The sequence below is a fragment of the Brevibacterium sp. VCM10 genome (genome assembly GCF_000583215.1).
In the GTDB taxonomy this organism is placed as follows: domain Bacteria; phylum Actinomycetota; class Actinomycetes; order Actinomycetales; family Brevibacteriaceae; genus Brevibacterium; species Brevibacterium linens.
Genome location: NZ_JAJB01000096.1, coordinates 1 through 18,573 on the forward strand (window position 1 = coordinate 1; position 18,573 = coordinate 18,573).

The following is an 18,573-nucleotide window of genomic DNA, read 5'->3' on the forward strand; positions in this document are numbered from 1 at the left end:
ACCTCGCGCGAGGTTGCTGGGCCGCCGTCAGGTAGCAGTTAGGGGGTGGAGGCGGCGACTGTGGCGGCTAACTCCGTGGCCCTTTCGAGATGCTCGTCCGTGACCTCGCCGGTGACGATGAGCGGGTCGAAGGCGAGCTTCCAGTCCAGGCCGGTCGTGATCTGCTTCATCGCGGTCTCGGCCCCGGTCGTGTCGTAGCCGCCGTGGATCCAGTAGGAAAACGGTCTGCCGGCGGTCGGCTCGCGCACCGCGTCATAGGTGGTGTCGAAGAAGTGCTTGAGGGCACCGGAGATATAGCCGAAGTTCGCGGTCGTGCCCAGCACATAGGCGTCGGCGGCGAGCACATCCTCGACGCTCGCCTCCAGCGCCGGGCGGATCGTGACGTCGATGTCGCCGAGTTCGGGCATGCGCAGTCCGGATTCGGCCGCCTCGGCGATCCGTACCGTCGCAGCGGACGGGGAATGATGAACGAGCAGAACGTTGACCATGGCCCCACCCTAGCCCCGCCCGGTACCTTCCGTCAGCCCTCATGTCTACAGTGGAGCCATGGCAGTCATCTTCGACCCCCTGCGCGGACGTGTGCGTCCGGAAGCCAGCCACTCCGATGCCGAGATCATCGACGTCCTCACCAGGCAGCATGCGAATGCGGACTGGGCGGTGCTGACAGGCGCGGGAATGAGCACGGACTCCGGCGTCCCCGACTACCGCGGACCCGATTCCCCGCCGCGGAAGCCGATGACGATCCAGACCTTCCTCTCCCACCCCGATCAGCGCGCCAGGTACTGGGCGCGGTCATGGATGGGCTGGCCGCGGATGCGCGGCACCCGACCCAATCGGGCCCACCTCGCCCTGGCCGAGCTGCCGGTGGCCGGGATCATCACCCAGAATGTCGATGGCCTCCACCAATCCGCCGCCGAGGCGGTCGCCGCCGAACGCGGAGACGATTCCGGAGCGCCGGCGCCGAGTCCCGTCGTCGATCTCCACGGCAGCCTCGACCGGGTGATCTGCCTGAAGAACGGCCACCTGTTCGACCGTGATCTCGTGCAGCGGAGACTGAGTGAGCTCAACCCGGATTTCGCCGAGGAAGTCGGCATCGACCCGATCGACGTCGAAACCGCACCCGATGGCGACGTCGAACTCGAGGACACCGCCGGTTTCATCGTCCCCGACTGCCCCGAATGCGGTGGGCTGCTCAAACCCGATGTCGTCTACTTCGGCGATTCCGTCCCCGCGGCCAGGGTCCAACAGGCCAATCGGATCGCTGAAGAGGCCGCCGGCATCGTGGTGCTCGGTTCCTCTCTGGCGGTGCTGTCCGGTCTGCGATTCGTCAGGACGGCGGCAAAAGAGGGCAAACCCGTCGTCATCGTCACCGACGGACCGACCCGCGGTGACGAGCTCGCCGATTACCGGTCGATCTCCCGCGTCGCCGACTTCGTCACGACCTGGGCCCGCCGGTGAAGTGACAGGCCGGCGAAGCGACCGGGCGGTGAGATGACGAAGCGTCCAGGCGAGTCCAAGCTGGAGATGGAAGACTGGCGGGCATGAAAGACAAGCTGGCACGCGCCGAACGACTGCGACTCGTCGACTCCGCCCGCCGCGCGGGTGAAGACGCCCCCACACTGTGCGAGGGGTGGACGGTCAGGGACCTTGCCACCCACCTCGTCATCCGCGAACGCCACCCACGGGCAGCCGCTGGCATCTTCATGCCGAAGTTCTCTGACCGCCTGCGGGCCAAGGAGGACGAGTACGCGCAGATGCCGTTCAGCCGGCTGCTCGGACTCGTCGCCGCACCTCCGAAGTGGACTCCGGGCGCCCTGCCGGGTGTGGAGACCGTGATGAACACGACCGAGTTCCTCGTCCACCATGAAGACATCCGCCGGGCCGCGATCGAATGGATTCCGCGCCAGCTGTCCAAGGCAGAGACGGCGACCGTCTGGGCGCAGACGAAGGTAGCGCTGCTGCCGTTCGCCGCGAAGGCGAAGGGTCCCGTGACGATCGAAGCACCGAGCTTCGGTACCCGCACCGCGGGGAAGAAAGGCCGCGGTGAGGCCACGACGATCACCGGGGCACCGCTCGAACTGCTTCTCTACCTCATGGGACGAGAGGACCACGCGCTCGTTGACGTGCGCTGAGACCGGAAGCAGATGAGACCGGGAAGCAGGGGAGTGTCGGGAAAACCCCCTCCCGGTCGGGGGATTGGTCCCTGTCGGCGGTCGGCGAGGTCTTCCTAGGCTGGTGCCAACAGCCGATACAGAGGAGACCAGCACCATGAACGCAGCACCCGGCCCGACGCCCGATCAGTTCGATCCGACCTCCGCGGGACAGTACCCCCACCCGTCCACCGGACAGTACGAGGCACCGCAGAGCTACTCGAACCAGAACCGACCCCACTACGGCCAGCGCGGCGAAGAAGACCCGGGCAAGGTGCTCGGCATCGTTTCGCTCGTGGCAACTCTGTCGACGTTCCTCGGATTCAACTTCATCGGACCCGTCATCGGCATCATCACCGGTCACATGGCACGCAAGCGCTCGCAGGAAGCCGGCTTTGGAGACAACGAGATGGCCAAGTGGGGCTTCATCTTAGGCCTCGTCTTCCTCGGACTCCTCGTTCTCGGATGGGCACTCGGAATCTCGTTCGGAATCGTCGGCGGCCTCGCCAGCCTCATGGCCGGCTGACCCCGACCGATCCGATACTCGCCGATCAGAGACGGCAGAGGGCCGACCCACATGGGTCGGCCCTCTGTCTTTGCCAGAAATCGTTATCGAACTCCGTCAGTAGCCGACCCAGGCTCCGCGTTCCTGATCGAGGACCCGCGGATGCAGCAGCGTTGAGGCCTCGACCTTGCCCACAGACGCGCGATCACGGTCCGGTGGGAACGTCGTCGAGGCGGCGAGCACCTCGTCGGTGGCGAATTTCAACCCGCTCGGGGCATCATCGGGCACGGACACCTCGGGGCCCTCGCCGCCGAGATCGGCGAGGAAATATCCCCAATCACCGAAGCTGGGGACATCGACGTGATACGGAGTCGTCGACAGTCCCGCCTCGGCGACGGCCTCACCGATGCCCCAATAGGCCTCTGGGGCGAAATAGGGGGAGCCAGCCTGGACGACGAGCCGCGCCTCCGGGGACATCACCTGGCGGATGAGCCCATAGAACTCGATGCTGTAGAGCTTCGACGTCGCCACATCGTCCGGATCGGGCAGATCGGCGATGACCGCGTCATAGGCCGAATGCTTCGCCTCCCTCAGCCACGTGAAGGCATCGGCGGCGATCGTTCTCACCCGCGGATCGTCGAGCGAGTCGTCGTTGAACGCGATGAAGTGCTCCGAGGTCTTCGCCAGCTCGAGGACTGCCGGGTCGAGGTCGACGAGCGTGACGGACTCGACGTCGGGATACTTGAGGATCTCACGCACGGCCAGGCCATCACCGCCGCCGAGGACGAGGACGTTGCGGCGCGGACCGTTCAGCAGCGGATGGACAAGGCTTTCGTGGTACCGGTACTCATCGGCCGAGGCGAACTGCAGGTCCCCGTTGAGGAACAGCCGCGTATCCCCGGTCCGCTTCGCCTCGGTGAGCACGATCTCCTGGTAGTCCGACCGCTGCGAATACACGATCGGATCCCGGTAGAGACGCTGCCGGGTGGTGACTTCGATGTCGTCGGTGTACACCCACACCACGGTGAGCCCGCCGAGGATGAGCACGAGCAGAGCCGCCAACGTCAGCTGGGCGGCGCGGCTGAGTTCGGAGCGGAAGAGCCAGAGGACGATGAGGATGCCCACCAGCGCGTTCGTCATCCCCACGGCCAGCGCTCCGCGCGGCAGACCGAGCAGCGGCAGCAGGAGGAACGGGAAGGCGAGTCCTCCGATGAGCCCGCCCACATAGTCGGCGGCGAAGAGGTCGGCGACCGCGCTCGAGGCCTTCTGCGCCCGAATACGCTGGACGAGCTCCATCAGCAGCGGGATCTCCGCGCCGATGAGCGCGCCGATGACGAACGCGAGGGCCACCATGGCCACCGTGTAGACGTCGGCGAAGGCGAAGGCGAGATAGAGGAGGATGACGGACAGGCCGCCGATGAGACCCAGGGCCGCCTCGATGAGGGCGAAGGAGACCGCCGCGAACCCGGTCAGCCGCTTCGTCGCCAGCGAACCCACACCCATTGCGAAGACCATGACGGCCAGGACGATCGAGGCCTGAACGATGGTGTCGCCGAGCAGATAGGACCCCAAGGCCACAAGCGCGAGCTCGTAGACCATTCCGCAGCTCGCGCAGATGAACACGGCGAGCAGGACGAAGAACCGAGCCGGACCCGGCCGCATCGGCAGGGTGACCGGTCGGGCCGCCTCGGTGGTGGTGTCCGTGGTCGAGTCGGTCGGTGCGGTCGCGGCCGACGTCTGACCGGATTCGTCAGCGGTGCTCAAAGGAGGGCTGCGGCCATGATGCCGGCAATGCCCAGATGAGCGGTGGCGTTGACCCAGACCTCGGGGTGCATCTGCGGGGAATTGATGAGGTCGCCGGTCCTGCCCGGGGTGAGCAGACCGATGAGCAGGAAGCTCACTCCCATGAGGATGATGCCGAGGATGCCGAAGACGAGGGTGGACAGGATGCCTGCGGCCAGGTCATCGGAGCTGGCGCGGATGGCGGCGATGACGATGATCGCGACTCCGGCCAGGTCGGAGGCGACGAGGACTGCCGCATTGCGCGACTTCTGCTCCCACAGGATGACGTGGAGCTTGCCCGGGGTGAGCAGGTCGACGACGAAGTAGCCGATGACCATGAGGAGGAGTCCGCAGCCCGCATAGGAGAGGACGACTCCGGTCTCGTAGATGAGGTAGTTCAGGAGCATGTCTGCCTTTCGCTGTGCCTATTTTCCGGTGCCCGGTCCGCCGCCGCGGAAGCCAGAGCCGTCGCCGTAGTTCGATCCGCCGCCGGAGAAGAACGGGAGGAAGAAGAATCCGCCGCCTCCGGAGCGTGAGGTGTCGCAGCCGACGTAGTCATAGCTGGTGCCGTTCTTCTCGTAGTCGCCCTTGCCGGGGTTCGAGACGTACTGGCCGTTGGTCAGGTCGTAGTCACCGCAGTCGGCGCTCGCGGGCGATCCGCAGCCGCGGAAGACGTTGCCGAGGACGATGAGGACGATGACGATTCCGATGATCGTTCCGCAGCCGAAGCGGCGCGGCTTCCGCCCCGAACCGCCGCCGGGGCGCTGGGGTCCGCCGGGCCGCTGTGGTCCGCTCCCGCCGCCGTTGTTCGCGCGGTCGAAGTCGAAGGAACCTCCGCTCATCGAGACGTTCGGTCCCTGGCTCATGTCGACCTCCTCAATTCGGAGCTGCTGTGGACGATCTCCCGATGCTGCGGGTAGCAGTGCCACGACTGCCAGGCTATCCGCTCGGGTCCCGCACACGTCAGCGACAGTGCCGTCAGTGCGCCGGGCTGTCCGGGGAACGCGACCGCAAGGTGGTCGTCAGCGGTGAGTGCACGGTCGGCACCGGCGGCGAGCACCTCGGCGGCGGCATCCGGGAAGTCCCCGTGCACACCCGTGCGGGTCGCGGTGAATCGGTGTTCGGTGAAACCGGCCCACCGACCGCGGCGAATGACTTCGCGGTTCCACAGCGGTCGGATCGGTGAGGACTCGTCGGCACCCTCGCCGAGGCAGGCGAAGGTCTCGACGAACGCATCAGCGGCGCCATCGGTCAGGATCGCCTGGTGGGAGGAACCGATGACGGTCAGTGTCAGGGTCAGCTCACGAACCGCCTCGGCGAGAGCGGAGGCTGTGTCAGTGGGTGCAGCTACGGTGGGCACATCGACGCTGCGGGAAGCCAGGGGAGCGATCCGACCGTGGTCGAGGCTCAGCCGCAGCGCCTCGGCACTGGTGTCGGTGAAGGGGACGTCGAGCGGGCGGGGGAGAGTGAGCATCAGCTGCCGGAGTAGATGGTGAACGAGCCGGTCGGGATGGTCTCTCCGGTGCTCACTTCCCAGCGACCGTGGTCGAAGCGTTCGAAGGCGAGCAGGCGGCCGTCGCCGGATTCGTAGTCGACATAGTCGACCCCGCCCTTCTCGTTCAGTCCCGTGGTGCCTTCGGACCGGTAGGAGGCAGTGCCGTGTTCGACGAGGTCGTAGTCGGTGCCGTCGACGGTGATTGTCCGGGCCTTCGGCTCGATGTCGAGGTCGGGGCGGTCGCGCCACCGGGCGACTTGCACATCGGGGTCGCGTTCGACGCTCAACCACATGCGCGTCGCCGAGGCGTCGGCCTGGAAGAAGTGTTCGGCCCAGTCGTAGCCGCCCTCGGAGATGCGCAGGGTGCCGCGGACGAAGTACTTCTCGTTGCCGAATTCGAGGAGGTCTCCGGCCTTGATGGTCTCCGGGTCACCGCCGGTGTTCTGATCGGCGGCGAAGGGGTCGCGCGGGGCGGCGGGTGCTTTCGCTTCGGGGTCGTGGCGGGCCTTGTTCGCGCGGGAGCGGATGACGAGCACGGTCACGAGGGCGACGATGATGAAGACGAGGACGGCGATGAGGAGTTCTGAGGGCACAGCGGTCTGCTTCGGTTCGATGGCCGGACGGGTCATCGCCCACTCTAGTCGAAATGAACGTCACTGACAGTTCTGGTCGACCTTCTTCTCCAGGGCGGTCATCGTATCGGCGATGGCGAACCCGAGGTCCCGGTTGAGTGCGAGCATCGGTTCGTTGTCCGTCGCCGTGTACGTCTGCACCCATTCCGCCGAGGCGGTCGCGGCGACCGCGGGCAGCTGACGCAGGTTCGCGACCTTGAGGGCCCGACCGATCCCACGCCCTCGAAAGGCACGGTCGACGAGCGTGTCCTCCTGGATGACGATCTGCGGATCGTGGGCGGAGACCATGATCTCCGTATAGCCGACGGCGAGGTCGCCCACATGCGCCATCGAGCTGACCAAGGTCCAGCCCTGCTCTTCCATCCGCTCCTCATGGCTGCGGATCGCCGCGGTGCTGGCGTGGGTGGCGGAGCGGGTGAGGTCGCCGACGGGCACGTCCTCATCCATCTGCTCCCGCAGCTGCGTCCAGGATTCCAACACGTCCTCGGGGCAGGCTCCGATCCATGAGGTGACCGAGAAGTCCGGGTCCTCCCTGATCACGGGCACGACCGTCGACGCCCCCGAATCCTTGTACCGATTCGCATCGGCCTCCAGATAAGCGGGAAGGTCGAGCAGCAGCCGGTGCTCTGCGTTGCCGACGCTCATCCCGTGCGCTCTCGCGAAGGCGACCCCGGCCGGGCAGTAGGTTTCGGTCTGCACGATCGCCGAGGATCGGTCATCGTGTCCAAGGAACTGTGCGGCCGCCTCGGCGAGGGCCGTGCCGAAACCTCGACGGCGGTAAGCGGAGAGGACACCGAGTTCGATATCGGTCGGTGTGTCGGGGGAGAGGCTGATCTCGGCGCCGCCGATGATCTCCTCACCGAGGCGGCCCATCAGGGCGATGTCCTGCCCTCCCGGGCGCGGGTGGGCGAATTGGGTCAGCGTCGTCTCGGCGCTGCGCCACCAGGCGGCGGTGCGGCCCTCGGTGTAGGCGGTGCGCATGACGTCGTTCCATGTCAGCAGCGCAGACTCATCGTCGGCGGCGATGCGCGTGATCTGGATCTCAGACATGGTGAAAGTCGATCACGGCGGGGACTGGTTTTCAAGGATGCCGGTGACCGTGATCGGGACTGTCGGGGTCGTCGGGGTCGTCTGCTTCGGTTCGGTCCGCAGCGGATCCGCGGTCGGGCGGGTCAGTGGGAGCCGCCTCGACGTGGGGGTCGTGGTTGGGCAGGCGGGAGCCGATGTGCGCACCCGGTTTCGTCATCACCCGGTAGACGAGCCAGGCGCCGATGCTGAAGACGACGATGATGCAGACGGTGAGGAAGATGACAGCGCCGAGTCCGGGTTCCATCATTTTGCCAATCGGCGGCGGTCGAAGTAGTTCGCGAAGCGGGCCTTGAAGGAGCCCATTCCGATCGATCCGCCCACGCGCACGAGAGGTCGGCGGCCGGTCGGAACGGCGTCGACGACGGATTTCACGCTTCCCCAGGATTTTGAGAGCTGGTCGACGTTGACCGCCCAGTCGTCTGGGATGACGACGGTGACCGAGCCCATACCGGCGACGACCTCGATCTCGATGACCTCGAGATCGGTCTCGACCTCGAGGAAGTTCAGCTCGATGTTCGACATCGAGGGTTCGCAGCGGATGAAGGGCGGGACAGCCCATCGGGCGCGGCGGACCTCGGACTCCCAGCCGGCCTTGATGACGAGCGGATCGAAACGGTCGTGGCCGTTGACCGCCATGGCGTGGCCGGCGGCGGGCGCGATCGCCGAGGTGGGACGGAAGCGATCGGAGGGCAGCTCGGTGGTGAGGTCGGCGAGCACCGCGTCGAGGTCGATGGGGAACTTCGCGGCCTGGACCTTCTCCATCCGCTCGTCGAGCTCGTCGACAGTGATCCGACCGTCGCCGGCGGCTTCGCGGAGCAGCTCGATCGCCTCGTCGCGTTCCTTGTGGCCGATGCGGAAGGTCTTCGCGGGGTCGTTCTCGCCGGGTGAGGGGGTGGCTGAGCTCATGATCTCTATCGTGCCTGATCGGGAGGTTAGCGACAACGGCGGGACTCGGGGAGCCGTATCTCGTGTCAGTCGTTGGCATTAGGCTAGGGGGCGTGTCCACCGCACTGTACAGAAGATACCGCCCAGAGACCTTCGACGAGGTCATCGGTCAAGAGCATGTGACCGATCCGCTGAAGGCCGCCATCGAACGTGGCCGCATCAACCATGCCTACCTGTTCTCCGGCCCGCGCGGGTGTGGAAAGACCACCTCGGCGCGGATCCTGGCTCGGTGCCTCAACTGTGAGCAGGGGCCGACTCCGGTGCCGTGCGGGGAGTGCCCGAGCTGTCGGGATCTGGCCAACGGCGGACCCGGATCGCTCGACGTCGTCGAGATCGACGCAGCCAGTCACAACGGCGTCGACGACGCCCGTGACCTGCGTGAGCGCGCCGTCTATGCGCCCGCGCGCGACCGGTACAAGGTGTTCATCCTCGATGAGGCCCACATGGTCACCTCGCAGGGCTTCAACGCTCTGCTCAAGATCGTCGAAGAGCCGCCGCCGCACATCAAATTCGTCTTCGCCACGACCGAGCCCGAGAAGGTCATCGGCACGATCCGATCGCGGACCCACCACTATCCGTTCCGCCTTGTGCCGCCGGAGGCCCTGGGCAACTACCTTGACGAGCTGTGCACGCGTGAAGGTGTGCAGGTGGCCAAGGGCGTGCTGCCGTTGGTCGTCCGGGCCGGCGGAGGCTCGGTGCGTGACACGCTGTCGGTCCTCGACCAGCTCATCGCCGGTTCCGGGCCCGACGGGGTCGACTACGGCCGAGCAGTCGCTCTGCTCGGATACACTCCGGATTCGCTGCTGTCCGACATCGTTGATGCGTTCTCCGCCGGTGACGGGGCCGGGGTGTACCGCGCGGTGGAGCGGGTCATCGAATCCGGTCAGGACCCCAGGCGCTTCGTCGAAGATCTGCTGGAGCGCTTCCGAGATCTCATCGTCATCCATGCCGCACCCGAGGCGGCCCATGCCTTCCTGCCCGAAGTGCCGCCGGACCGTCTGGAGAGGCTGACCCTGCAGGCCAACGGCTTCGGACAGGGTGAGCTCTCCCGTGCCGCGGACCTGCTGAATGTGGGCCTGACGGAGATGTCGGGTGCCACCTCGCCGCGGCTGCAGCTCGAACTCATCTGTGCCCGCATTCTGCTGCCCGGCTCCGGTCGCAGCCGAGACGCTGTGCTCAGCCGCGTCGAGCGGATGGAGCGTCGCATCGGGATGTCGGCCACCGGCGTGGCCGCAAACATGCCGCCGGCGCAGACCCCGGACCAGGGTGCTGGTCAGGGCGCTGGGCCGGGAGCTCCGGCCGGCGGGACAAGGCAGGGGCAGGCACCTGCAGCTGATCAGGGACACGCGAGCGGTCGGACGTCGGCGGATGGGGCAGGCCAGGGGCAGGCACCTGCCGCGAACGCGCCCGCCGGGCAGTCTCAGAGTGCAGCTCACGACGATTTCGACGACATCGCAGCCATGGCAGCAGCCGCCGAGTCGATGCTCAACGAATCTCCGGCGCAGCCGAGGCAACAACCTGAGCAGGGGCAACAGCGTCAGGCCGAGCCGGAGCCGGCGTCGCAGTCCGAGCCGCAATCTCAGAACTCGCACGCGGGTCCGCAGCAGCAGGCTGCTGAGGACCCCCGGAGCGCAGAAGCGGGCCGGCCGACGCAGGAACCGCAGCCTTCGGCCGATCCGTCGCCCGAGCCTTCGGTCGAAGCGGCGGGTGCGCCGCGAACTGAGTCGCAATCTGTGCAGGACAATCAGCAGAGGTACGACCCTGCCGGTGCCTCAGCGCCCAGTTCCGCAACGGACTCCGCTCCGGACTCGGCGCCCGGTTCCGCACCGGCGGACCAGCCTCAGCGTCAGGCGACCGGGCAGCCTCAGCGTCAGGAGGACGGGCAGACTCAGCGTCAGGTGACCGAGCAGGCAGCGGCACCGGAAGCCACCTCGGTGGCGGGATCCGGCGACATCGGCGGTGAGATCGAAGCGATCCGCCGCGCTTGGCCGAGCATCCTCGCCTCGGTGGAGAAACGCAGCCGTCTGACTCGCGCAATCATCGCGGCCAATGCGATTCCCCAATCGTTCTCCGATGGAGTCGTCTACCTCGGCTTCAACAATGCCGGATCCGTCCAGGGGTTCCAGCAGCGCGATCATGCGGCCAAACTCGCGGCAGCGATCAACGACGTCCTCGGCATCCAGGCTCGTATCGATATCGGCGATGTCGGTCGGATCGGCGGTGGCAGCCAGGGCAAGGGGTCCTCTGCTCCGCCCGTGAACGACACCGGAGGAAATCACGGACCGGCGCCGAGCCAGCGCCGCCCGAGCCCGCAGGAAGTCGCCGCAGTCGTCGGTACCCGTGAAGTCGACAAACCCCAGGTCGACCACGAGAAGTTCTGGGAACCCAGTGGTCCGACACAGGGCCCCTGGTCCTCCGACGACGAGGAGGGAGAACAGCCGGGTCCACAAACTGAACCCACACCTCAGGACAACCCCGTCGGACCGGCGGAGCAGACCGAAGAGCAATCGGCGGATTCTGATCCACAATCCTCGGTCGAACAGGTTCCCGCTTCGGACTCGTCCGTCTCCGAAGCTCCAGGCTGGAACGCTCCTGAAACGAGCGTTCCTGACCATGACTCTTCCGAACCAGACGTCCCGGATGTCGTTGTGCCCGATCTGTCCGACGACGACTTCTTCGGTACACCGACAGGCGCCGGAACCGATTCGACAGGCTCCGGCAATGCGCCGGCCGACGACTTCGGCCGGTCTGACCACTCCCGCCGGCAGGAACCAGCGCCAGCAAGGTCATCCGGCTTCGGCGACGACTCGCCGATGGAGTACGTCGAACCGCGGTGGGAGGAACCGAGTTGGAACGACGGTCCCTCGCCGATCGACGTCTCACCGGCAGGCGCTGCGTCGACCGGCGCAGCCTCGGCCGAGGTCGACGAGACGAGCGCAGGCAGCGGAGCCGTCGACGTCGGAGCCGTCGTCGTTCCGCCGCCCGATGACGATCTCGACGATCCCGATCTCGCCGACACCCCGAGCGACTTCGGAGGAGGCGCCTTCGATCAGTCGCCACCTGCTGTGCAGTCTCCGCCACCGGCATCGACTCAGGGGGGAGGGAAGCCGTTCAAATCGCGCTTTGCAGCTCTTGCCGAGAAGCACGGTGTCACCACGACTCCGCCTGCCGGATCCGGATACGGATCTGCTCCGCAGACCAACCCGGCGGGCGGCACAGCACCGGGGGCCGCCTCGGTGCCGGGATCGAACCCCTACCCACAGCAGTCGGGATCGGACGAGGACGAGTATGATCCGGAAACGGACCTCGACGTCTCCGAAGCGCCGCAGATAGGCGTCGACGTGATCGCACGGGTCCTCGGCGGCGAGATCATTGACGAAAGAGAAGTATGAGCGCTGTATACGAAGGTGCCCTCCAGGACTTGGTCGAAGAGTTCGGCAAGCTTCCGGGCATCGGGCCGAAATCGGCCCAGCGTCTGGCGTTCCACATCCTGCAGACGGACTCGCAGGACGTCAACGCGTTGGCTCAGGCACTCACCGATGTGAAGAAGCGAGTGCGATTCTGCGAGATCTGCGGAAACGTCTCCGAGGAAGCCGAGTGCACGGTGTGCCAGGATCCGCGTCGTGACCGGTCGATGATCTGTGTGGTCGAAGAGCCCAAGGACGTCGTCGCGATCGAACGGACCCGGGAGTATCGGGGGCTCTACCACGTCCTCGGCGGAGCCATCGACCCGATGGCCGGGGTGGGGCCCGACAATCTGCGGATCAAGGAGCTCATGACCCGCCTGCAGGACGGCGAGGTCAAGGAGACCGTCATCGCCACCGACCCGAACCTCGAAGGCGAAGCCACCGCCACCTATCTCGTCCGGCTGCTCGGATCACTCGGTGTGACCGTCACCCGTCTGGCCTCGGGGTTGCCCGTCGGCGGAGACCTCGAGTACGCCGACGAGGTTACTCTCGGTCGAGCATTCTCCGGTCGCCGCGAGATCGACTGACCGCCTCGGCGGGAAGATTCTCGACTTCACGGATATTCCGCACCTTCGCGGGTGATTCTCCAGAGTTCAGGCGCCCCATTTATAACGATTTCTGAGCAGGGGCTGAACGCCCTATGGCCAACCGCCGTCTCGCCTATGTGCACAGTCAACGCTCGGGTCTGCGCGGGCGGACATTCGGCCCGGTCAGGCGGCGTCTGAATGACGGGCGAAGGTGAACCGAAATGACCTACCTCATACAATGGTTCAGGTGCCGGGAGCCCGACACGGCTGAAATCCTGATCGATGCAGCACGAGACCTCCATGTTTGGAACCATGGAATCGATCGCCTGGCACGGAACTTATCAGCGATAAGGAAGATACTGCAGTGAGCATAGTCGTCCAGAAGTTCGGTGGGTCCTCGGTAGCCGATGCGGAATCGGTCAAGCGGGTGGCCAAACGAATTGTCGAGTACCGTCAAGCCGGCCACGAAGTAGTTGTCGTGGTGTCGGCCATGGGTGACAGTACCGATGATCTCATCGACTTGGCCCAACAGGTTTCCCCCATGCCCCCCGCCCGCGAACTCGACATGCTGCTGACCGCCGGTGAGCGCATCTCGATGGCGGTCCTGGCCATGGCGATCGCCAACCTCGGCTTCGAAGCCCAGTCATTCACCGGTTCCCAGGCTGGAGTCATCACCGATGAGCAGTTCGGCAAGGCCCGCATCATCGACGTGACTCCCGGCCGCATCCGGTCCTCCCTCGACGATGGATACGTCGCCATCGTCGCAGGATTCCAGGGTGTGAGCCAGACCGCGAAGAACATCACCACCCTCGGCCGCGGCGGCTCCGACACCACGGCTGTGGCATTGGCCGCGTCGCTCGATGCCGATGTGTGCGAGATCTACACCGACGTCGACGGCGTCTTCACCGCCGACCCGCGCATCGTGCCCACGGCACGCAAGATCGATGAGATCGGCTACGAAGAGATGATGGAGATGGCCGCCTCGGGCGCCAAGGTCCTCATGCTCCGCTGTGTCGAATACGCGCGCCGCTACAACGTGCCCGTACATGTGCGGTCCTCATTCTCTCGCAACCAAGGAACCTGGGTGACCGATTCACCCATCCCCGAAGCCTTCCGCCAGGGCCGGGGTTCATCGATCCCGGCAGCGGAACCAGAAACGGAGTCCACCATGGAACAGGCAATCATCTCCGGCGTCGCCCACGACCGCTCGGAAGCCAAGGTCACGATCGTCGGTGTTCCCGATGTCCCCGGCAAGGCAGCAGAGATCTTCAAGACTCTGGCCAAGCAGGAAGCCAACATCGACATGATCGTTCAGAACATCTCCACCCGTGAGCCGGGCAAGACGGACATCTCCTTCACCCTGCCCATGGACGACGGAGCCAAGGCGCTTGAAGCTCTCGACGCGGTGAAGGCCGAGATCGGCTTCGACCAGGTTCGCTACGACGACCAGATCGGCAAGCTCTCCGTCGTCGGCGCCGGAATGCGCTCGCACCCGGGCGTGACCGCGACCCTGTTCGAGGCGCTGAGCGAAGCCCAGGTCAACATCGACATGATCTCGACCTCGGAGATCCGCATCAGCGTCGTCACCCGAGCAGACCTGCTCGACGACGCGGTCCGTGCCGCCCATGCCGCCTACGGACTCGACAGCGAAGACAACGAAGCAGTGGTGTACGGAGGTACCGGACGATGAGCGTCAATATCGGAGTAGTCGGAGCAACCGGCCAGGTCGGCGGCGTCATGCTCGACCTCCTGGCCGATGATCCCGGATTCGAGATCGGCACTTTGAGGCTCTTCGCCTCGGCCCGTTCAGCCGGGAAGACGATCGACTTCAAGGGCCAGCCCATCACCATCGAAGATGCCGCCGAGGCGGATCCGAGCGGACTCGACATCGCTCTGTTCTCCGCCGGTGGGGCAACGTCCAAGGCGCAGGCGGAGCGTTTCGCGGCCGCCGGAGTCACCGTCGTCGACAACTCCTCGGCCTGGCGTTCGGACCCGGAGGTTCCGCTCGTCGTCAGCGAGGTCAACCCCGACGCCCTCGACGAGCCGCCCAAGGGCATCATCGCGAACCCGAACTGCACGACCATGGCCGCCATGCCCGTGCTCAAGGCACTCCATGACAGGGCCGGGCTGACCCGTCTCATCGTGGCCACCTACCAGGCCGTGTCCGGTTCGGGTCTGTCCGGAGTCGAGGAGCTCGCCGGTCAGCTCGAAGCGGGTCTGCCCGATGCCCGCAAGCTCACCACCGATGGCACTGCGGTGAACCTGCCGGAGCCGAACAACTACGTCGAACCGATTGCGTTCAACGTCCTGCCGATGGCCGGATCGGTCGTCGACGACGGGCAGAATGAAACCGATGAAGAGAAGAAGCTGCGCAACGAGAGCCGGAAGATCCTCGGCCTGCCCGACCTCCTCGTCGCCGGCACCTGCGTGCGCGTGCCCGTCTTCACCGGACACAGCCTGAGCATCCACGCCGAATTCGACTCCGACATCAGCCCCGAACAGGCCGCCGAGATCCTGTCGCAGGCACCCGGAGTCTCCCTCGACGAGGTCCCGACCCCGCTTAAGGCCGCAGGTCAGAACGCCAGCTTCGTCGGTCGCATCCGCGCCGACCAGTCGGCGCCAGTTGGCAAGGGGCTCGTCCTCTTCGTCTCCAACGACAACCTGCGCAAGGGTGCGGCGCTGAACACCGTGCAGATCGCCGCCCTGCTGGCTGCCAAGCTCGAAGCGAAGGCCGCCTGAGAAACTCTGCTGGTGCCCGCCGGTGTTGATCGGTGGGGCGAAGCGGCCGACGTACCGCCCGGAAGCACCCGCTTCCGGGCGGTACGTCGTTTCCGGCGACTGTGCTCGACTGCCCATCAGACTCGTATAAGCGCAAGGGCGGACGGCTCACGGCCCACGGAAAGTCAGCACTCGCGGCTTCGAAGCTCATACGCCCTGATCAAGATCACCGCTTATGAATTCTGAAGCCGCTCATACACGCCATTCGGCCGAAAGCCTCCTGGGCGCGCGCAGAGAGCTGAAAGGGGTGGGGACGTATAAAAGGGTTGCTATATATAAATATTTATATTAGTGCCGGAGTTCTGATCTGAGTATCGTCGATGATGTTGTTTGATCCTCGATGCCTTAGAAAGGCTCCTCATGACATCTTCGCGAATCGCTCTCACTGCCGGAGCCATCGCCGCTTCGACGGCCTTGGTCCTCAGCGGCTGCGGGGGAGGGGCCTCCGGTTCGGAATCGGGCGAGCTGCGGGTCGTGACCTCGACGAACGTCTACGCCGACATCATCTCCCAAGTCGCCGGCGACTACGCCGAGGTGAGCCCGATCATCGATGATCCCAATCAGGACCCGCACTCCTACGAAGCGACCACCCAGGACCGCCTCAAGCTGTCGAAGGCCGATCTGGTCGTCGAGAACGGCGGCGGCTACGACGCCTTCATGACCACAATGCTCGAAGCTTCGGACGCCGATCCCGAGGTGATCGATGCCGTCTCGATCTCGGGATTGCCCGGATCCGAGGATCTCGGAAACGAACCTCACGATCACAGCCACAGCGAGGACGAGGCTCAGGCCGGCGGACACACGCACGACGATGGCGACGAGCACTCTGATGAGGACAGTGACCATGAGGGGCATGACCACGGCGAGTTCAACGAACATGTCTGGTACTCGGTGCCCACGATGACCAAACTCGTCGATGAGGCGGCGATCCACCTCGGCGTGGCGGTGCCGGAGCACAAGGATGACTTCACCGCCAATGCCGATGAGTACAAGAAGAGCCTCGGCGAACTGCAGACGAAGATCGTCGCGGCCAAGAAGGACCACGACGGTGAGAAGGTCGCGGCGACCGAGCCGGTGCCGCTGTGGCTGTTCGCCGATATGGGCCTGGAGAACATCACGTCGGACGAGTTCCTCGAAGCCGTCGAAGAAGGCAACGATGTGCCGCCGCTCGTGCTCAAGGAAGCGGAGAAGCAGATCTCCGACGGCGAGGCGGTGCTGCTCGGATACAATACTCAGGCGGCAGGTCCCCAGGCGGAAGCGCTGAAGTCTGCCGCGGACGACTCCGATGTTCCGGTCGTCGACCTCGCCGAGACCATGCCCGACGGCGAGCATTACGTCGATTGGATGGACGGATACATCACCGATATTTCGACAGCACTCGAAGGACACAAGCACTGACTATGGCCAAAGAATCCGACGCTTCCGCGCAACCTGCACCCCGGGAGCCGGTGATTCGACTGCGCGATGCCGAACTGCGCTTCGGCCCGCGGGTGCTCTGGCACGATCTCGACCTCGACGTCGCGCCGGGGGAGTTCCTCGCCGTGCTAGGCCCCAACGGCACAGGAAAGACGTCACTGCTCAAGGTGCTGCTGGGGCAGAACACACTGTCGGCCGGAACCGCCGAGGTCGATGGTCGGGAAGTGCATAAGGGCAACCCTGCCATCGGCTACATTCCGCAGCAGCGCGGAATCGACCCGCACACCCCGATGCGCGGCCGCGATCTGGTCCGTATGGGCATCGACGGTCACCGGTGGGGGATGGGCCTGCTGTCCCGGGGTCGGAAGAAGAAGGTCGAGGAACTCTTGGCCTCCGTCGGCGCCACCGACTATGCCGATGCCCCCGCCGGCACGGTTTCCGGCGGAGAGCTGCAGCGGCTGCGAGTGGCTCAGTCCCTGGCCAATGATCCCGCAGTGCTGCTCTGCGATGAACCGCTGCTGTCGCTCGATCTGCACCACCAGCAGGTGGTGGCCGCTCTGCTGCACGAACAGCGGGTCAAACGCGATGCCGCCGTCGTCTTCGTCACCCACGAGATCAACCCGATCCTGCCGTACGTCGACCGGGTCCTCTACATCGTCGGCGGGCATTTCCTCATCGGCACCCCCTCTGAAGTGATGACCACCGAATCGCTGTCCCGGCTCTACGGCTCCCCGGTCGAAGTGGTCCGCGTCGGCGGACGCCTCGTCGTCGTCGGCGGTGAAGAGGAGTGCGTCGACCACCACAATCTGCCCGATGACTCCTTCGACCTCGACGGGACGGTGGCGAACCGATGAGTGTTCCTGAGATCTTTGCCAACCTCTTCACCTTCGAGGACTACGGCGAACTCGTCGCGCTGCTGGCCAACTCGCTCATCGCCGCTGGGCTACTCGGCGTCGTCGGAGGTCTCATCAGCGTCTTCGTCATGGCCCGCGACATTCCCTTCGCCGTTCACGGAGTCTCCGAACTCTCCTTTGCCGGTGCCGCCTTCGCTCTGCTCGTCGGTTTCGACGTCGTGACCGGGTCGATCGTCGGATCCATCGTCGCCGCTCTCATCATCGGCATCGGCGGCGCCAAGGATTCGGAGAAGAACGCGATCATCGGCGTCCTCATGCCCTTCGGCCTGGGCCTGGCGATCCTCTTCCTCGCCCTCTACGACGGGCGGGCGGCGAGCAAGTTCGGGCTGCTCACCGGCCAGATCGTCGCCATCACTCCCGGCCAGATCCTCACTCTCATCATCTGCGCGCTGGCCGTGCTCGTGGTGTTGGCGATCGTGTGGCGTCCGCTCATGTTCTCCAGCCTCGACCCTGACGTGGCTCGGGCGAAGGGCGTGCCGGTCAGCGTGCTCACCATCGTCTTCATGCTCACCCTCGGACTTGCCGTGGCACTGAGCGTGCAGGTCGTCGGAGTCCTCCTCGTCCTTGCGCTGCTCATCACCCCGGCCGCCGCCGCGACTCAGCTCTCGGCCTCCCCGGTGTGGGTGCCGGTCCTCAGCGTGATCTTCGCCGTGACCGCCTCGGTCGGGGGCATCCTCATCGCCCTCGGTTCGCCGGTGGTGCCGATCAGCCCGTTCGTCACGACGATCTCATTCCTCATCTACCTCGTCTGCCGCCTCGTCGGCGGCCGCCGGATGAAATCCCTGCACCGCCGCCGCGCCCACCGTGCCGCAAAAGAACACAACACCCCCATCCCCACCCCCTGATAGTTGCTACCTGACGGCGGCCCAGCAA

At 65.7% G+C, this 18,573-nt stretch carries 19 protein-coding genes; 10 read left to right on the forward strand and 9 right to left on the reverse strand.

Annotated elements, in window-relative coordinates:
• Nucleotides 1–38 precede the first annotated feature (38 nt).
• Nucleotides 39–488, reverse strand: a complete 450-nt coding sequence (locus tag AD89_RS0117220; protein ID WP_025780840.1) for a flavodoxin family protein — start codon at nt 486–488, stop codon at nt 39–41.
• A 58-nt stretch (nt 489–546) separates the two neighbouring features.
• Here AD89_RS0117220 and AD89_RS0117225 point away from each other — a divergent pair, with 58 nt between their 5' ends.
• The 3 genes from AD89_RS0117225 (at nt 547) to AD89_RS19485 (ending at nt 2,676) form a co-directional block, all read left to right on the forward strand.
• Nucleotides 547–1,458 (forward strand): Sir2 family NAD-dependent protein deacetylase, encoded by a 912-nt coding sequence (locus AD89_RS0117225; RefSeq protein WP_025780842.1) that lies wholly within the window; start codon nt 547–549, stop codon nt 1,456–1,458.
• A gap of 83 nt (nt 1,459–1,541) precedes the next feature.
• Nucleotides 1,542–2,132 carry a TIGR03085 family metal-binding protein gene (locus AD89_RS0117230; protein ID WP_025780843.1) on the forward strand — a complete coding sequence of 197 codons (591 nt, stop codon included), beginning with the start codon at nt 1,542–1,544 and terminating at the stop codon, nt 2,130–2,132.
• A gap of 136 nt (nt 2,133–2,268) precedes the next feature.
• Nucleotides 2,269–2,676, forward strand: coding sequence for a DUF4190 domain-containing protein (locus tag AD89_RS19485; protein WP_025780845.1), 408 nt, complete (start codon nt 2,269–2,271; stop codon nt 2,674–2,676).
• 96 nt (nt 2,677–2,772) lie between these two features.
• Here the strand turns inward: AD89_RS19485 and AD89_RS0117240 are convergent, their stop codons facing one another.
• The 8 genes from AD89_RS0117240 to AD89_RS0117275 are packed head-to-tail and all read right to left on the reverse strand — an operon-like array spanning nt 2,773 to nt 8,559.
• Nucleotides 2,773–4,419 carry a polyamine aminopropyltransferase gene (locus AD89_RS0117240; RefSeq protein ID WP_025780847.1) on the reverse strand — a complete coding sequence of 549 codons (1,647 nt, stop codon included), beginning with the start codon at nt 4,417–4,419 and terminating at the stop codon, nt 2,773–2,775.
• A complete protein-coding gene (locus AD89_RS0117245) occupies nt 4,416–4,844 on the reverse strand; it encodes a DUF350 domain-containing protein (RefSeq protein WP_051505309.1) in 429 nt (142 codons plus the stop codon). The genes AD89_RS0117240 and AD89_RS0117245 overlap by 4 nt, the downstream gene beginning before the upstream one ends.
• Before the next feature lie 18 nt (nt 4,845–4,862).
• A complete protein-coding gene (locus AD89_RS19005; protein ID WP_025780849.1) occupies nt 4,863–5,303 on the reverse strand; it encodes a hypothetical protein in 441 nt (146 codons plus the stop codon).
• Nucleotides 5,300–5,911: a DUF2617 family protein gene (locus AD89_RS0117255; RefSeq protein WP_025780851.1), complete on the reverse strand. Its 612-nt coding sequence runs from the start codon at nt 5,909–5,911 to the stop codon at nt 5,300–5,302. The genes AD89_RS19005 and AD89_RS0117255 overlap by 4 nt, the downstream gene beginning before the upstream one ends.
• The gene (locus AD89_RS0117260; RefSeq protein ID WP_051505310.1) at nt 5,911–6,561 is read right to left on the reverse strand and encodes a DUF4178 domain-containing protein; all 651 of its coding nucleotides are present in this window, start codon (nt 6,559–6,561) and stop codon (nt 5,911–5,913) included. The genes AD89_RS0117255 and AD89_RS0117260 overlap by 1 nt, the downstream gene beginning before the upstream one ends.
• Before the next feature lie 24 nt (nt 6,562–6,585).
• A complete protein-coding gene (locus AD89_RS0117265; protein ID WP_025780853.1) occupies nt 6,586–7,614 on the reverse strand; it encodes a GNAT family N-acetyltransferase in 1,029 nt (342 codons plus the stop codon).
• A gap of 31 nt (nt 7,615–7,645) precedes the next feature.
• Complete coding sequence (locus AD89_RS0117270; protein ID WP_025780856.1) at nt 7,646–7,900, reverse strand: hypothetical protein; 255 nt, start codon at nt 7,898–7,900, stop codon at nt 7,646–7,648.
• On the reverse strand, nt 7,897–8,559 hold the full coding sequence (locus AD89_RS0117275; protein WP_025780857.1) for a DUF1707 SHOCT-like domain-containing protein: 663 nt from the start codon (nt 8,557–8,559) through the stop codon (nt 7,897–7,899). The genes AD89_RS0117270 and AD89_RS0117275 overlap by 4 nt, the downstream gene beginning before the upstream one ends.
• A 92-nt stretch (nt 8,560–8,651) precedes the next feature.
• Here AD89_RS0117275 and AD89_RS0117280 point away from each other — a divergent pair, with 92 nt between their 5' ends.
• The 7 genes from AD89_RS0117280 to AD89_RS0117310 all read left to right on the forward strand — a co-directional run bounded on the left by AD89_RS0117280 (nt 8,652) and on the right by AD89_RS0117310 (nt 18,545).
• Nucleotides 8,652–11,990, forward strand: coding sequence for a DNA polymerase III subunit gamma and tau (locus AD89_RS0117280; protein WP_025780859.1), 3,339 nt, complete (start codon nt 8,652–8,654; stop codon nt 11,988–11,990).
• A complete protein-coding gene (gene recR, locus AD89_RS0117285; RefSeq protein WP_025780860.1) occupies nt 11,987–12,592 on the forward strand; it encodes a recombination mediator RecR in 606 nt (201 codons plus the stop codon). Before AD89_RS0117280 ends, recR begins: the two co-directional genes overlap by 4 nt.
• A 364-nt stretch (nt 12,593–12,956) precedes the next feature.
• Nucleotides 12,957–14,282: an aspartate kinase gene (locus tag AD89_RS0117290; protein WP_025780862.1), complete on the forward strand. Its 1,326-nt coding sequence runs from the start codon at nt 12,957–12,959 to the stop codon at nt 14,280–14,282.
• Nucleotides 14,279–15,331 (forward strand): aspartate-semialdehyde dehydrogenase, encoded by a 1,053-nt coding sequence (locus tag AD89_RS0117295; RefSeq protein WP_025780864.1) that lies wholly within the window; start codon nt 14,279–14,281, stop codon nt 15,329–15,331. Before AD89_RS0117290 ends, AD89_RS0117295 begins: the two co-directional genes overlap by 4 nt.
• 399 nt (nt 15,332–15,730) lie before the next feature.
• On the forward strand, nt 15,731–16,768 hold the full coding sequence (locus tag AD89_RS0117300) for a metal ABC transporter solute-binding protein, Zn/Mn family (protein ID WP_025780865.1): 1,038 nt from the start codon (nt 15,731–15,733) through the stop codon (nt 16,766–16,768).
• Between the two features lie 2 nt (nt 16,769–16,770).
• Nucleotides 16,771–17,640, forward strand: a complete 870-nt coding sequence (locus AD89_RS0117305) for a metal ABC transporter ATP-binding protein (RefSeq protein ID WP_025780867.1) — start codon at nt 16,771–16,773, stop codon at nt 17,638–17,640.
• A complete protein-coding gene (locus tag AD89_RS0117310; protein ID WP_025780869.1) occupies nt 17,637–18,545 on the forward strand; it encodes a metal ABC transporter permease in 909 nt (302 codons plus the stop codon). The genes AD89_RS0117305 and AD89_RS0117310 overlap by 4 nt, the downstream gene beginning before the upstream one ends.
• The last annotated feature ends 28 nt before the right edge of the window (nt 18,546–18,573 follow it).